The organism is Achromobacter sp. JD-1 (assembly GCF_038594925.1).
GTDB lineage: Bacteria > Pseudomonadota > Gammaproteobacteria > Burkholderiales > Burkholderiaceae_B > Achromobacter > Achromobacter spanius_C.
The window spans coordinates 1-1,843 of the sequence record NZ_JBCGCS010000072.1 but is presented as its reverse complement, the minus strand read 5'-3'; the positions used below and the strand labels follow the sequence as shown (position 1 = coordinate 1,843).

At 65.8% G+C, this 1,843-nt stretch carries 1 protein-coding gene; it reads left to right on the top strand.

Annotated features, from left to right (window positions below):
* On the top strand, nucleotides 1-1,843 hold a 1,843-nt coding region (locus WBR68_RS31240; protein WP_230696253.1), incomplete at both ends, for a condensation domain-containing protein.

Sequence of the window (1,843 nt, the reverse complement as noted above, 5' to 3'; positions counted from 1 at the left end):
CGTGTTGCGCACCGGTTTCTTGCAACGCGCGGGCGCACCGCTACAGTGGGTGGCGCGCGACGTGGCGCTGCCGTATACGGTGATTGATGCGCGTCCGGCGCAGCCAGCGGCCTTGCGGGCCAGGCTCGACGCTATCGCACAGGACGACTTGAGGCGCGGTTTCGACCTGAGCCTGCCGCCGCTGCTGCGCCTGACACTGGCGCGCATATCGGACACGGCCTATCACTTGGTATGGACGCATCACCATTTGCTGCTTGACGGTTGGAGCGTGTCGCAGTTGCTGGGTGAAGTGCTGAGTGCGTACGCGGGGCAAGCCGTGCCGCGCGGCGCAGGCCGTTACCGCGACTTTCTGGCGTGGTTGACGACGCGTGACGCCCTGGCGACCCAACGCTATTGGGAGCAGGCGCTACGCAAGCTGGACGCGCCCACACTGCTTGCTGCCGCTTCGGGCGGGGCGGCCCAAGGCACGGGTCATGCCGATGTGCTGGCCTCTTGGGATGCGGCGCGCAGTCAGGGCCTGGCGGTCTATGCGCGGCGCGAGCGCGTTACGGTCAACACCGTGGTGCAAGCGGCATGGGCGCTGGTGCTGGCGCAAGCGACGGGGCAGGGCACGGTGGCGTTTGGCGCAACAAGCTCGGGGCGGCCCGACAGCCTGCCGGGCGCGCAGCAAACGCTGGGTCTGTATATCAATACGCTGCCGGTTGTGGTGCCGACGACGGCAGCCGCCACGGTGGGCGATTGGCTGCGGACGCTTCAGGCGCAGAACGTTGCGTCGCGCGAGGTGGAGCACACGCCGCTTGCCGACGTGCAGCGCTGGGCCGGCGCCAACGGGCAGGCGCTGTTCGATACCTTGCTGGTGTTCGAGAACTATCCGGTCGACGCCGCCTTGCAAGCCGGCGCGCCCGCTGGCCTGCGATTTGTCGGTTTGACGCATCGCGACCAGGCCAGCTACGCGTTGTCGCTGGTGGTGGCGATCCGCGACACGCTGGAACTGCGCTTCACTTACGACCAGGCGCAATTCACCCGGTCCACCATTGATCGCCTGGCCGAGCGCATGAGCCTGGCCTTGCACCAGCTGATGCAAGCACCGGCCGAACCCGTCGCAGGCGTTCGGATTTTGCCGGCAGACGAGCTGCGCTTGCTGTCCCAATGGGAAAGCGGGGAGCCACTGGCCGACGAAGTGACGGCGGAATTTGGCGCCTTGCCGGTGCATCGCCAGTTTGAACGACAGGCGGGCCTTTGGCCGGACCGTGTGGCGGTGACGTGCCTTGATGCGTCGCTGACCTATGGCGAGCTGGACCGCCGCTCGAATCAGTTGGCGCATCGCTTGCAGCGCATGGGGGTAGGGGCGGAGCACCGTGTGGGGATTGCTGCTGAACGATCGCTGGAACTGGTTGTAGGTTTGCTGGCGGTGTTGAAGGCGGGGGCCGCCTATGTGCCGCTGGACCCGGACTATCCGGATGATCGGCTGGCGTACATGCTGCAAGACAGCGGCGTGTCGCTGCTGCTGACGCAGTCCGGTTTGGCGGCACGGATGGGCATGCTGTCCTCGACGACAACGCTACTAGCCTTGGACCAGATCGACGTTTCGTCCGAACCGGTCACGCCGCCCGACGTTTCCCATCACCCCGAGAACCTTGCCTACGTCATCTACACCTCGGGCTCCACTGGCAAGCCCAAGGGCGCGGCCAACCGGCATATCGCCCTGACCAACCGCTTGGCGTGGATGCAGCAGGCCTATGGTTTGACGGCAGACGATGTGGTATTGCAAAAAACACCGTTCAGCTTTGATGTATCGGTGTGGGAATTCTTCTGGCCCTTGATGACCGGCGCGCGGCTGGCG